Source organism: Micropruina sp. (genome assembly GCF_047602085.1).
In the GTDB taxonomy this organism is placed as follows: domain Bacteria; phylum Actinomycetota; class Actinomycetes; order Propionibacteriales; family Propionibacteriaceae; genus Micropruina.
Genome location: NZ_JASGID010000002.1, coordinates 271,875 through 284,509, shown reverse-complemented (window position 1 = coordinate 284,509; position 12,635 = coordinate 271,875). Strand labels below are relative to the sequence as shown.

The 12,635-nt window shown below is 68.5% G+C and carries 9 protein-coding genes; 6 read left to right on the top strand and 3 right to left on the bottom strand.

Annotation, left to right across the window (positions count from 1 at the left end):
- Positions 1-74: 74 nt before the first annotated feature.
- The 3 genes from QM721_RS02125 (at position 75) to QM721_RS02115 (ending at position 7,063) form a co-directional block, all read left to right on the top strand.
- Positions 75-3,524 (top strand): DUF2126 domain-containing protein, encoded by a 3,450-nt coding sequence (locus tag QM721_RS02125; RefSeq protein ID WP_415118510.1) that lies wholly within the window; start codon positions 75-77, stop codon positions 3,522-3,524.
- A gap of 109 nt (positions 3,525-3,633) precedes the next feature.
- Positions 3,634-6,144, top strand: a complete 2,511-nt coding sequence (locus QM721_RS02120) for a circularly permuted type 2 ATP-grasp protein (RefSeq protein ID WP_415118508.1) — start codon at positions 3,634-3,636, stop codon at positions 6,142-6,144.
- Positions 6,134-7,063 carry a transglutaminase family protein gene (locus tag QM721_RS02115; RefSeq protein WP_415118506.1) on the top strand — a complete coding sequence of 310 codons (930 nt, stop codon included), beginning with the start codon at positions 6,134-6,136 and terminating at the stop codon, positions 7,061-7,063. The genes QM721_RS02120 and QM721_RS02115 overlap by 11 nt, the downstream gene beginning before the upstream one ends.
- Before the next feature lie 117 nt (positions 7,064-7,180).
- Here the strand turns inward: QM721_RS02115 and QM721_RS02110 are convergent, their stop codons facing one another.
- The 3 genes from QM721_RS02110 to QM721_RS02100 form a co-directional block, all read right to left on the bottom strand.
- The gene (locus QM721_RS02110; protein WP_415118504.1) at positions 7,181-8,047 is read right to left on the bottom strand and encodes a transglutaminase-like domain-containing protein; all 867 of its coding nucleotides are present in this window, start codon (positions 8,045-8,047) and stop codon (positions 7,181-7,183) included.
- Between the two features lie 199 nt (positions 8,048-8,246).
- Positions 8,247-8,891, bottom strand: coding sequence for an RNA polymerase sigma factor (locus tag QM721_RS02105; RefSeq protein WP_415118502.1), 645 nt, complete (start codon positions 8,889-8,891; stop codon positions 8,247-8,249).
- A gap of 309 nt (positions 8,892-9,200) precedes the next feature.
- Entirely contained in the window at positions 9,201-9,605 is a 405-nt protein-coding gene (locus QM721_RS02100; RefSeq protein WP_415118500.1) for a hypothetical protein, read from the bottom strand.
- Between the two features lie 53 nt (positions 9,606-9,658).
- Between QM721_RS02100 and QM721_RS02095 the strand changes: the two genes are divergently transcribed.
- The 3 genes from QM721_RS02095 (at position 9,659) to QM721_RS02085 (ending at position 12,585) form a co-directional block, all read left to right on the top strand.
- On the top strand, positions 9,659-10,264 hold the full coding sequence (locus tag QM721_RS02095) for a hypothetical protein (protein ID WP_415118498.1): 606 nt from the start codon (positions 9,659-9,661) through the stop codon (positions 10,262-10,264).
- Positions 10,265-10,378: 114 nt separating this feature from the next.
- Positions 10,379-11,158, top strand: coding sequence for an SIR2 family NAD-dependent protein deacylase (locus QM721_RS02090; RefSeq protein ID WP_415118496.1), 780 nt, complete (start codon positions 10,379-10,381; stop codon positions 11,156-11,158).
- 203 nt (positions 11,159-11,361) lie between these two features.
- A complete protein-coding gene (locus QM721_RS02085) occupies positions 11,362-12,585 on the top strand; it encodes a branched-chain amino acid ABC transporter substrate-binding protein (RefSeq protein WP_415118494.1) in 1,224 nt (407 codons plus the stop codon).
- Positions 12,586-12,635 lie beyond the last annotated feature (50 nt).

Here is a 12,635-nt window from a genome sequence, read left to right as displayed (position 1 = left end):
GCTGCGTTTCAGTGACATTTCGGTACCGGTGGGCCTGGTGTCCGGCCGGGCATCGGCCCACTACATTCACTCTGGTGACGATCCGGGTAGCGCTCGAACACCGTACGACCTACACCTTCGCCGAACCGGTGGAGGTGTTTCCCCATACGGTGCGGCTGCGGCCGGCACCGCACTCGCGCACGCCGATCGCTGCGTACTCGCTCAACGTGTCACCCCGCAACCACTTCATCAACTGGCAGCAGGACCCGTTCGGCAACTACCTGGCCCGGCTGGTCTTCCCCGAGCCGGTCAAAGAGCTCGACATCACCGTCGACGTGGTGGCCGACATGACCGTGATCAACCCGTTCGACTTTTTTCTCGAGCCCTACGCCGAGCGGTTCGGCTTCGCCTACCCCGACGCGTTGCGGGCCGACCTCGAGCCGTATCTGCGCCGCGTCGGCGAGGGTGCCGCGCCCGGCCCCGGCCCTCTGGTGCTGGCCTGGGTGCAACGCCACATCACCGACCGCTACGCGGGGCTGAGCGGTGACGAGCTGCCCCGCATGGTCGACTTCCTGGTGGGGGTGAACACCGCGCTGCAGCACGACATCGCCTACACGGTGCGCATGGAGCCCGGCGTGCAGACCCCCGACACCACCCTGGGCAATGCCCTGGGCTCGTGCCGTGACAGCGCCTGGCTGCTGGTGTCGGTGCTGCGCGAGGCCGGGCTGGCGGCCCGCTTCGTATCGGGCTACCTGGTGCAGTTGACCTCCGACGTCGAGGCGCTGGACGGCCCCAGCGGCCCGGCCGAAGACTTCACCGACCTGCACGCCTGGGCCGAGGTGTTCGTGCCCGGCGCCGGCTGGATCGGCCTCGACCCCACCTCGGGGCTGTTCGCCGGCGAGGGCCACATTCCGCTCTCAGCCACCCCGCACCCGTCGTCGGCCGCCCCGATCACCGGGGCCACCGCCCCGGTCGCGGTCACCATGAACTTCAGCAACACGGTGCGCCGGGTGCACGAGGACCCGCGGGTCACCAAGCCCTACACCGACGACCAGTGGGCTGCCGTCGACGCCCTCGGCGAGCGGGTGGACGCCCTGCTGGCCGGCGGCGACGTGCGGCTGACCATGGGCGGCGAACCCACCTTCGTCTCAGCCGACGACACCGCGACGCCGCAATGGGAGAGTGCCGCGGACGGCTCCGAGAAGCGGGCCCTGGCCCAGGCCCTGGCCACCCGGCTCGAACAGCGCTGGGCGCCCGGCGGCGTGGTGCACCACGGCCAGGGCAAGTGGTACCCGGGCGAAGACCTGCCGCGCTGGAACATCGCGATCACCTGGCGTCCCGACGGCGTGCCGATCTGGGAGGACCGCACACTGCTGGCCAACCCCTGGGACGAGCCGGTGGTCGAACCCGGATCCCGAGCGGCCCAGACCGCGGCCCGCGACCTGGCGGTCTACATCGCCGGCGGTCTGGGGGTGCCGATGAGCCACGTGCTGCCCGCCTACGAAGACCCGCTGGTCGAGCTGATGAACGAGGCGCAGCGCCCGGACGGAGCCCGTCCCGACGACCCCGACCCCGACGACCCGGCCCTGGCCGACGAGGCGTCCCGGGCCGCGAAAGTGGCCGAGATCGACACCGGCCGGGGTGCTGCGCGCGGCTGGGTGGTGCCGGTGTTCCGGCTCGCCGACGAGGGCCAGTGGGCAACGGCACGCTGGCGGCCGCGACGCAAGCAATTATTCCTCACCCCCGGCACCTCCCCGCTGGGCTATCGCTTGCCGCTGTCGTCGCTGGCCTGGAACACCGCACCCGACGACATCGAACGCTCCCCGCTGGAGATGACCGGGCTGCTGCCGATCATCGTCGAGGGCGAGGCGCCGGCCGCGGTCGTCCGAGACATCGAGGAGTCGCCGCGCACCGCGCTGTGCGTCGAGGAGCGGGAAGGCCGGTTGTATGTGTTCCTGCCCCCGGTAACCAGGCTCGAGGACGCCCTCGAACTGCTCAGCGTGGTCGAGGGCGCGGCCGCGGCGATCGAGTTGCCGGTGGTGCTCGAGGGCTACCCGCTGCCCTTCGACCTGCGCGCCAAGACCCTCTCGGTCACCCCCGACCCGGGCGTCATCGAGGTGAACACCCAGCCGACGAGCAGCTGGGCCGAACAACGCGACCTCACCGTGAGCCTGTACGAAGACGCCCGGCAGACCCGGCTGGCGACCGAAAAGTTCGACCTGGACGGCACCCACACCGGCACCGGCGGCGGTAACCACTTCACTTTGGGCGGGGCCACCCCGAGCGACTCGCCGCTGCTTAGGCGGCCCGACCTGCTGCGCTCGCTGCTCACCTACTGGCAGCATCATCCGGCCTTGTCGTACGTCTTTTCCGGACGGTTCATCGGCCCCACGTCGCAGGCCCCCCGGTTCGACGAGGGCCGGTTCGAAACCCTGTACGAGATGGAGATCGCTTTCGCCGAACTCGACCGGGTGACCGCCGACGCGGAGAGGTTCGCGCCACCGTGGGGCGGGCCGCCGCTGCCCTGGAACACCGACCGGCTGCTGCGCCACCTGCTCACCGACCTGACCGGAAACACCCACCGCTCGGAGTTCTGCATCGACAAGTTGTACTCGCCCGACTCGCAGCGCGGACGCCTGGGCCTGCTCGAACTGCGCGGCTTCGAGATGCCGCCGCACGCCCAGATGGCACTGGTGCAGGCGCTGCTGGTGCGCTGCCTGGTGGCGATGTTCTGGGATCGGCCCTATCGCAGCCGGCTGATTCGCTGGGGCACCCGGCTGCACGACCGGTTTCTGCTGCCCGCGTTCGCCGCCGCCGACCTGCGTGAGGTGGTGGCCGACGTCAACGACTGGCTGGCCGAGACCGCACCGGGCAGCCGATTCGACCCGGCCTGGCTCGACCCGTTTCTGGAATTCCGTTTTCCGCGGCTGGGTGAAACCCGGGTGGCGGGCGTCCACCTCGAACTGCGGCAGGCGATCGAGCCGTGGCACGTGCTGGGTGAAGAGGCCACCTCGGGCGGTACGGCGCGTTACGTCGACTCGTCGGTCGAACGGGTGCAGGTGGCGGTCGCGGGCCTGGTCGAGGGCCGCCACGTGGTCACCTGCAACGGCGTGCCGGTGCCGCTGACCACCGTCGAGAACGGCGGCTGGGGTACCGCGGTGGGTGCGGACGACGCGCCGGCCGCCACCGGCATGTTCGTCGGCGGCGTGCGGTACCGGGCGTGGGCGCCCTGGTCAGCGCTGCACCCCACCATGGGCGTGCACGCACCGCTGGTCTTCGACGTGGTCGACACCTGGAACAACCGGTCGCTGGGCGGCTTCACCTATCACGTGGTACACCCCGGCGGGCGAAGTTACGACACCTACCCGGTCAACGCGGTCGAAGCCGAGTCGCGTCGGGCCTCACGGTTCAGCGAGCAGGGCCACACGCCCGGGCCGATCGACACCGCGGCCTGGCCTGCGGCCGAAGCGATTTTCGGGCCGATGGGCACCGAGTACCCCTGCACCCTCGACTTGCGCCGCTACTCACCCGGCCATGTCGGCTAGCCCGGCCATTTGGGCTAGTCCGGCCATTTGGGCTAGTCCGGCCATTTGGGCTAGTCCGGCCATTTGGGCTAGTGATGGGGCATCAGCCGCAAACCCGTAAGGTGGCGGCATGTCTGCGGCGATGAGCATCGAGGGTGGCGTACTCGACGAGTATCGCGACCGCCTGGGTGCCGGCGCTGTCGACGAGGTCGTCACCGACACCGGACTGCGCAGCGATCAGGCCACCCTGGGGGCGGCGATCAACGCCATGGGAATGGCGGGGTTGCAGGCGGCTCGGGCTGAGGCGCGCGCATTCGCGTCCGACGAGGGCATCACCTACGGCACCGAACGCAGCGGCAGCCGTCACTGGGCGGTCGACCCGATTCCGGTGGTGATCGGTGCGGGTGAGTGGCAACACCTCGAAGCCGGGCTGCGGCAGCGTGCGAACCTGCTCGACCTGGTGCTCAGCGACGTGTACGGCGAACGCACGCTGCTGCGCCGGCGGGTGGTCCCGCCCGAGGTGATCCTGGCCCATGACGGCTACATCAGGCAGACCGACAACATCGGGGCACCAGGACGACGCCAGCTCGTCGTGGCAGCCACCGACCTGGGGCGCGCCACCGACGGCCACTGGACGGTGATCTCAGATCGCACCCAGGCGCCGTCCGGCCCCGGGTACGCCATGGCCACCAGGCGGATCATCTCCAGGGTCATGGCCGGCCTGCACCGCTCGACCCCGCTGGCCCGGCTGCGCGGCTTCTTCCAGACCTTCACCGCCGCGCTGCAAGACGCCTCGCCCTCGGCGACCGAGCCCCCACGGGTGGTGCTGCTCACCCCCGGGCCGGGCAGCGAGACCGCGTTCGAGCAGTCCTACCTGGCCACCTTGCTGGGCTTTCCGTTGGTCGAGGCCGACGACCTGGTGATGCACCAGGGCAAGGCCTGGCTGCGGGCCGGCGACCGGCTGGAACAGGTGGACGTGATTCTGCGCCGGGTGGATGCCGCCTACTCCGATCCGCTCGAACTGCGCGGCGACTCACAGCTCGGGCTGCCCGGTCTGATCGAGGCGGCCCGGGAGCGCACCGTCGCGGTGGTCAACCCGGTCGGGGCCGGCGTGCTCGAGAACCCCGGGCTGATCACGCACCTGAATGCAGCCGCTCGCGCGCTGCTCGGCGAAGACCTGCTGCTGCCCATGCCGGCCACCTGGTGGTGCGGTGACGACGCGTCCCGCTCGCACGTGCTGGCCAACCTGTCCCGGCTGGTGATCAAGCCGATCTCGCGCCACACCGGCTCGCTGCGCTACGGCTGGCAACTCACCGCGGACGAGCGTGACGACCTGGCCTCCGCCATCACCGCACAGCCGTGGGCCTGGTGCGGCCAGGAGCCGATGCAACTGTCGACCGCGCCGGTGGTGAGCCGAGGCGGGCTCGAGCCGCGACGGTTCGTGCTGCGCACCTTCGGGGTGGCCCGCGATGACGACTACCACTTTCTGCCCGGGGGCCTGGGCCGGGTGGCGGCCACGATGGACGAGTACACCGTGTCGAACTACACCGGAGCGATGGCCAAGGACGTCTGGGTGATCGGCTCCGAGGCCGAGCAGCCGAGCGTGGCGCGCAACCGCCGGCTCGGGCTGCCGCCGATCGCCCGGGCCAACGGATTGCCGCCGCGGGTAGCCGACAATCTGTACTGGATGGGTCGCTATGCCGAGCGGGCCGAGGGAACCGCCCGGTTGCTCAAGGTGGTCGACGACTTCGCCGAAGACAACAGCAGTCTGCGTGGCACCCCCGGTTCCCGCGCCACCGACGTATTGCTCGACGCCGTCGCCTGGGTGACCGTCACCGGGGCGATCCGGGTGGGCGAGTCGTCCCTGTCGTACCTGCGCCGGGCCGTGCTCGACGCGGCGCGTTCGGGCACCGTGCGGCACTGCGCCATTCAGGTCACCAACGCGGCTCAGCACGTCCGCGACCTATTGAGCGTCGACACCTGGTCAGTGATCGGACGACTGCAGCAGACCCTGGCCGAAACCCCGGACGACGACGACCAACTGCAGCCCTTGCTGGCCGACGTGCTCGAATCGCTGCTCGCACTGGCCGGCATCATGGCGCAGAGCATGGTGCGCGACGAGTCGTGGGCTTTTCTCGATGCCGGCTGCCGCATGGAACGGGCCCAGATGACGCTGGCCCTGCTCTGCCGAACGGTCACGGCGGCGCGCGGCCGCGCGGTCGACGAGCTGGTGGTCGAGGGCGTGCTGCGGGCCGGCGAGTCGATCATCACCCACCGCCGCCGGGCCGCCGCCGGCACCGGCCCCACGATGGCGCTGGAGTCGGCGGTCGATCTGTTGCTGCTCGATCGGGTGAACCCCCGCTCGGTGATCTATCAGGCCGAGTCGCTGGCCGCCGATCTGTCCCTGCTGGGCGACGAGGCCTCGGCCGCCCTGGCACTGCGATTGGCAGGTGAGTTGGGCGCGGTCGACATCGAACAGTTGCTGCACCCCGAACGGCTCGCCGTGCAACTCGCCGCACTCGAGATCGAGTTCCGCCGGCTCTCCGACACCCTGACGGCCCGGCACTTCGTGCGCCAGGCACCGCGCCGGGCGCAGGCTTCCGGCTGGGGCAACCCGTGGCAGGTGACCGATGACCAGTGACACCCTTCCCGACCATTACGCACCGCGCCGCTACCGGGTGCGGCATTCGACCATCTACCGTTACGACGACGTCGTCGAGGCCTGCTACGAGCGGGGCTTTCTGCGGCCGCTGGAGACCTGGTCGCAGCAGGTGGTCGACAACGAAGTGCTGGTGTCGCCCGAGCCGGAGGTGATCACGCCGCACGTCGACCACTTCGGCAATCACAGCTACTACGTCGAGATTCGCGAACCGCACCGCGAGCTGGTGGTGAGCAAGATCGCCTTCGTCGACGTGGCGTGGCCGCGTCCGGTGCTCGAATCGCTGAACGCCTTCACGGTCGCCGAAGCGGCGGCCCGGGTCGAGCAAGAGGCCGACGCAGTGGTGCACGCCGAGTTTCTGCTGCCGTCCGAACTGGTCGAGCTGGGGCCGGAGGTGCTGGAGTACGCCCGCGCGATCCTGTGGCCGCAGCGTCCACTGGGTGACGCCCTGGTCGGGCTGTACTCAACCATCTACCGCGATTTCACGTACGAGCTGGGCGCCACCTCGGTTCGAACCACCCTGCCCGAACTACTGAGGCTGCGCCGCGGGGTCTGCCAGGACTTCGCGCACCTGGCGGTCGGCTGCCTGCGATCGGTGGGTCTGCCGGCCCGCTACGTGTCTGGCTATGTCGAGACCTCCCCGCCACCGGGTCAGCCCAAGCTCGAGGGTGCGGACGCCTCGCACGCCTGGACCTCGGTGCTGGTGCCGGGCGGCGAGTGGATCGACCTCGACCCCACCAACGACCACTTCGCCGACTCGCGCTACATCGTCACCGCCTGGGGCCGGGATTTTCGCGACGTGTCACCGCTCAAGGGCGTGATCTACACCGAGTCGAAGAAATCGAAACTCGAGGTGAAGGTCGACGTGTTCCGGGTGAACCCCGACGGTTCGCTGAGCTGACCGAGCGCGAGCCCGAGTCGCCGGCGAATCTGCCCAGCGGGCTGACCATGCGCGAGTCCGCCTGAGGCCGCCCCTCAGCGTGTCAGGGGCAACCCGCTCGATGGCCGAAGGGACCGCTCAGTTGCCGAACGGATCGCGAGCGGCCATCGACACCTCCAGCGGGGGCCACGGCTCGGTGAGATCCTCGTCAGCCCACACCGTGAGTCGGCGCAACCATGGCATACCCCAGGTGGTGACCATCGCCAGGTCTGCGGCGTCGCGACCCCGTCCGATCGTCACGTGGCCCTTGCGCCGGGCGTTATGGCGCGGGTCGAAAGTCCACCAACGATCACCGAGGTACACCTCCACCCAGGCATGAAAGTCCATCGCCGTGGGCAGCGGGGGCACGTCCATGTCGGGCAGGTAGCCGCTGCAGTAGCGCGCCGGAATGCTGATCGCGCGGCACAAGGTGACCAGCAGGTGCGCGAAGTCGCGGCATACCCCGAACCCGTTGTCGAAGGAGTCCTTCGCGGTCCACAACGACCCGGTGCTGCCACTGCGGTACTCCAGATGGTTCCACACCCAGTCCTGCATGTGCGCGACCAGTTCGTAGCTGGGCTGCTGCGTTCCGAACAGCCGCCAGGCGTCCGTGGCGAGCAGGTCCGACTGGCAGTAGCGACTGGGCAGCGTGTAGATCAGCACCTCGTCCGGCAACTCCTGCACCGGCCGGGCGGGAGCGCTGAAATCGGCCGGGTCGACCTCGTCCGGCACCTCGACCACCGCGTAGTGCGACACCAGCGACTCGCCGGGTGGCAGCATCAAGCGGCAGATCTCGTTGCCGTACACATCGTGGTATCGAGCGGTTTCGATCACCGGATCGGTGGTCCAGAGCTCGCGCACGATGCGCGTTTCAGCACTGGGCCGAATCAGGAACGCGGCCGGGGTGGCCAACTGCGCGACATGATTGAACTCGCAGCCGATGCGCAGCGTTCGCACGGCGGGCACGACCTGATCCACGAGGGTTCCCCTCTCATCGAGAGCGACAACCTACCCCACCCCAGACACCCTGCCCGACCGTGCCCGAAGAGCCTCACCCCTGGCGCTGAACCGGCCAATGACGGCATCATTGATTGGCTCGTCTGGCGAACTATCACTCCCTCTAGCACTGGTGCTAGACATAGCTCGAAAACGCGAGAGAGCCGGGTCATGCCGCCGCCAGCGTGACCGCGTGCGGAGCGAGCCGGCGAAGAGCGCGGGCATTGCGCCAGCGCACCACGTGGGCTGTCGTGTTCAAGCTCCTGGCCGCCTCGTGACTGGGCAGACCCAGGTAGTACACGGCAATCAGGCAGGCCGCTGAGGCGCCGTCGATGAGGCCCAGCTTGAGCGCCGTCCTGATCACGGCAGCGCCGTCAGGCTGACGCTCGTGGGCGAGTTGGTCCAAGGCCACCGGGTCAACGCTTGGCAGCGGCGAGTCACCGGCCCACAGGGCGCGCCGAGTGTCGAGCACCAGGTTCGCCGCGATGCGTACCGGGCGGCGCTGCAGCGGGTAGCGGCACAACTGCAGCCAGCATTCGGCCACATAGTCGGCCACCCCGTGGCGGGGGTCGCGAGCGGCCAGCAGCACCAATTTGCCCAACACGGCCTGGAGCACCACCCGTCCCGCCAGCAGGTCACCGTCGGCGTGCCGTGTGATCAGAGTGCCGAGCGCTCCGTCCGGTTCGTCGCCGATGCGTGCAAACACCTCTGCGACGGTGCCGCCCTCGATCCAATGCGAGGGAACCTCGCGGTGCCGCAGCACGGCCCATTCACGGTTCAATCGGTTGACGCAGTTGTCCGGTGCACGAGTCATGCCCCAACGCTGTCGCGCGGGTGTTGTCAGGGGTGTTGTCTCGTTGGTCGCCGGTGTTGGCGGCGACTGGCCCACCTCTCACCAACACTTCGGCACACCACACTTCGGCACACCACACTTCGGCACACCTCGCCGTGCGCCTTGAGTTCTGCGCCCACCCGGGTCATATGATTGACGTGTCACTATCGGGGTGTTTGGTTGCCACCTCAACCATCGAATTCGCCCAGGGGGCTGCGTGGACGGTCCAGCAGCCCCCTGGAGCCCTCACCGGGCGGGCAGCGGCGAGACGACCACCGGTCGCCGCCGGCATCACCGCGTGTAGGCGTCCAGCGTTCGGGCCAGAAAGTCCTGTAGGTCGCCGGTCTCACCGTCGCGTCCACCCCGTCCGACCACCAGCGGCGGCGGGGTGGCGGCCAGCTTCACACCGGTGAACCGGGCCAGTCGCCCACCCGTGATGAGCAACTGAAAGAAGCGCCCGTCGGGAGCGATCGCCAGCGTGCGCGCCTTGTTGATGTACCAACCCACCTGATCGCTCTTCACCCGCGTGCCGTCGAGCAGTTGGGCACGCAACGGCTCGGGTGACAGCCCCAGGCTCTTCGCGGTGGCGACGAACTCGTCGACCAGCACCTGCGCTGCGATCGACTCGTTGCGCAGGGCGGCGGCGGCCAATTGTTCGCGCCGCCGGGCGTCTTCGGCCCTGCTGTTGGACGACATGGTCACACCCTACGCCGCAGTGCTGAGACCCTGGCTCACTACACTGTGTGCGCATGCGCCGAATCCATGCACTCGCCCTGATGCCCTTCTTCGCCCTGGCCGCCTGCTCATCGCCGGCGGCAACCAGCACCTCGGCTGCGCCGGCCAGCTCATCCGCCGAGGCCAGTCTGCCGGCCAGCACGGGCGCAGCCAGCACCGCGCCCGCCGGCAATGGGGAAGTGCTGAAGGGTAACGGGTACACCCTCACCCTGCCGGACGGCTGGAAGGACGCCACCGAGGCCTTCCAGAAGCTCCAGTCCCAGGTCGACACCGGCGGCAAAGACCCCAAAGACACCGAAGACGGCTTCAACGACAACGTCAGCGTGATCGCCCAGACCTCGCCCGAGATTGCCTTCGACACTCTGAAGGACGCCCTCGAGTCGCAACTCCAGACGGCCGGCTCGACGAACATCGAGTTCAAAGACAACGTCCAGCTCGACGGCGCCAAGGCCCTGCAGGTGTGGTCCACCACCAAGGGCGCTGAGGACGGCCACACGATCCAGTTCATGGCCTTCAACGACAGCAAGATCTTCGTGATCACCGTGTCGACCAACCGCAGTGACGCGAAGGCTGCCGACCTCGCCGCGCAGGTGCTCAGCGGCTGGAAGTGGGCCGCCTGACCCCACACCAGATGATCCGAAGCGGGGCGGCTGCAGCATGGGCTGCCCCGCCCGGCGAATCGCCTCTGACTCATCGCTCTGGAACCGGACGCCCGCCCTTGCGACACTTCTCTCATGGACGACTTCGCCCAAGCCCGCGATCTACTGCGGCAAGCTGGCCGTGTCGCCGTGCTCACCGGCGCAGGAATTTCGACAGCCTCGGGCATCGGTGACTTTCGCGGGCCACAGGGCAGGTGGACCCTCGACCCGGACGCCGAGAAGGTGTCGACGCTGTCGTGGTACCTCAGCGATCCGCAGGTGCGCGCCAAGGCCTGGCGATTGCGGGCCGAGTCGCCGGTCTACCACGCACAACCCAATCCGGCGCACCGTGCGCTGGTCGGCCTCGAGCAGGGTGCCCGGCTCACCGGCCTGGTCACCCAGAACACCGATGGCCTGCACCAGTTGGCCGGCTCGAACCCCGAACTGGTGATCGAACTGCACGGCAATAGCCGCACCTGGCGCTGTGAGAGCTGCCGCGCCACCGGGCCGATGGACGAGATGGTGCGCCGGGTGCGCTCGGGCGAGGTCGACCCGCGGTGTCGGTTCGACGGTGGCATCGTGCGGGCCACCACGATCCTTTTCGAGGAGGGTTTACATCCCAACGACATCGACGCCGCCGTCGCGTCGGTCGACGAGGCCGACGTGTTGTTGGTGATCGGCACCTCGCTGAGGGTGCACCCGGCGGCCGGACTGCTGCCCTACGCCCGCCGCCGCGGAGTGTTGGTGGTGATTGTGAACGCCCAGCCGACCGACTACGACAGGCTCGCCGACACCGTGCTGCGCGATCCGATCGTCGAGGTGGTGCCGGCCTTACTCCGCCCCGATGACGAACAGATATCGACGGTCGCTGACTGAGAACTGTGCCGAATCTCTGGTGCCGGTGACCGGTTGCCGCTTAAATGCACCGAAACAACGGCGGCGACGCCTTCACGGTGCGCAACGTTGCAGCAAGGTCACAATCGACCAACGATCGACCGAAGTTGCTTCGCATGCCCGCGGCGGCCCGCAATAGTTCACACATCGTCGCGACGGCGGGTCGCGGGCTATAAGGAGGAATCGTGCGTAACAAGAAGCTGTTGGGTGGCGCTGCCGCCCTGCTGAGCGCGTCACTGTTGTTCGCGGGTTGCGGCAGTCGCAGCGAGCCGGCTGCCAGCGGCTCGGCCGCTGCCACCAAGGTTGCCAAGATCGGTGTGATCGCACCGCTGTCGGGCGACCTGTCGGCTCTGGGCCTCGGCATCAAGAACTCCGTCGACCTTGCCATCCGGCAGGCCAACCAGAGCAACGCGATTCCCGGCTGGACCCTTGAGTTGGCAGCCGAAGACGACCAGGCCTCAGCTGACGTCGGCAAGAACGCCGCCACCAAGTTGTCATCCGACAACGAGGTTGTCGGCGTTGTGGGTGCACTCAACTCGTCGGTGAGCAAGCAGGTGATCCCCGTTCTGCAGCCGGCTCGCATTGTCCAGGTGTCGCCCGCGAACACCGGGCCCACGCTGACGATGGGCGATGACTTCGCCACCTCGCCCAAGCGGGTCTACGACAATTTCTTCCGCACCTGCACCACTGATTTGGTGCAGGGCAAGGTGGCGGCCCAGTACCTGTTGGACTCGGGCATCAAGAAGCTGGCCACCATTCACGACAAGAAGATCTACGGCCAGGGCTTGGTCGGCGCGGTCACCGAGAACTTCAAGGCCGGTGGCGGAACCATCGTCGCAGCCGAGACGATCAACCCCGATGACAAAGAATTCACCGCGGTGATCACCAAGGTCAAGGGCACCGCCCCGGAAGCCGTCTTCTACGGCGGCGAATACCCGCAGGCCGGCCCGTTGTCGAAGCAGATGAAGGCCGCCGGTCTGGACGTGCCGCTGATGGGCGGCGACGGCATCTTCGACCCGACCTACATCGAGTTGGCCGGCAGCGCCTCCAATGGCGACCTGGCCACGTCGGTGGGCGAGCCGGCCGATACCGCCAAGTCGGCGCAAGAGTTCATCGCTGCGTACAACGCGGCCGGCTTCGCCGAGCCCTACGCCGCCTACGGCGCCCAGTCCTACGACGCTGCAAAGGCGATTATCGAGGCACTCAAGGTCAGCCTGCCTTCGGCATCCGACCCCAAGTCGGCTCGTGAGGCCACGATCAAGGCCATGGCGAACGTCACCTTCACCGGCGCCACGGGCACGGTCGCCTTCGATGAGTTCGGCGACACCAAGTCGAAGGTGATCACCGTGTACAAGGTCGAATCCGGCAAGTGGGCCACGGTCAAGACCTTCGACGTTTCGAACGGCTAACTGACCGGGTTGACGCCCTTCCTGTGGGAAGGGCGTCAACCGACCCCAGC

Excerpts from the sequence above, each read along its gene's own strand:
- QM721_RS02120 (WP_415118508.1), top strand. The coding sequence starts at position 3,634 with ATGTCTGCGGCGATGAGCATCGAGGGTGGCGTACTCGACGAGTATCGC.
- QM721_RS02115 (WP_415118506.1), top strand. The coding sequence starts at position 6,134 with ATGACCAGTGACACCCTTCCCGACCATTACGCACCGCGCCGCTACCGG.
- QM721_RS02105 (WP_415118502.1), bottom strand. The coding sequence starts at position 8,891 with ATGACTCGTGCACCGGACAACTGCGTCAACCGATTGAACCGTGAATGG.
- QM721_RS02100 (WP_415118500.1), bottom strand. The coding sequence starts at position 9,605 with ATGTCGTCCAACAGCAGGGCCGAAGACGCCCGGCGGCGCGAACAATTG.
- QM721_RS02095 (WP_415118498.1), top strand. The coding sequence starts at position 9,659 with ATGCGCCGAATCCATGCACTCGCCCTGATGCCCTTCTTCGCCCTGGCC.
- QM721_RS02090 (WP_415118496.1), top strand. The coding sequence starts at position 10,379 with ATGGACGACTTCGCCCAAGCCCGCGATCTACTGCGGCAAGCTGGCCGT.